Annotated in this window: 1 protein-coding gene; it reads right to left on the bottom strand. The window is 65.1% G+C overall.

Going from position 1 to position 438, the window contains the following annotated elements:
- On the bottom strand, nucleotides 1-438 hold a 438-nt coding region (locus EN984_RS37335), incomplete at both ends, for a LysR substrate-binding domain-containing protein (RefSeq protein WP_245480223.1).

The following is a 438-nucleotide window of genomic DNA, read 5'->3' as shown; positions in this document are numbered from 1 at the left end:
CTTTCTCCATGAATTCCGGCCACAGATTGTGGGCATCGTGCAGCAGCACATGGTGCTGGATTTCGGAGGCTGCGATTTCAGCAACACCTTCCGGCAGCAAGGCCGGGCTGCAGACGGCGACGATCTGCTGGGGAAACAGCAGGTCGACGATCAGCCCAGCGCCGAAGGGCGGGCGGCCTTGCCTGACCGCGATGTCGACGCCATCGGCCTGGAAGCTCGACAGGCTCTCGCTGGCCAGCACGCGCAAATCGACCAGCGGGTTGTGCGCGACGAAGTCGTGCAATCTCGGGATCAGCCATTTGGTGGCGAAGCTCGGCGTCACGCTGATCGTCAGCCGCGCCGGCTCGGGACGAAGCAGCAGCGTCGCCTCCGAGATCAGGTCGAAGGCGCGGCGGATATTGGGGACATAGGCGCGGCCCTCATCGGTCAGCGCCAGGC

This window comes from Mesorhizobium sp. M7A.F.Ca.CA.004.12.1.1 (genome assembly GCF_003997835.1).
In the GTDB taxonomy this organism is placed as follows: domain Bacteria; phylum Pseudomonadota; class Alphaproteobacteria; order Rhizobiales; family Rhizobiaceae; genus Mesorhizobium.
The sequence above is the reverse complement of the archived record's forward strand: the minus strand, read 5'-3'. Positions and strand labels throughout refer to the sequence as shown.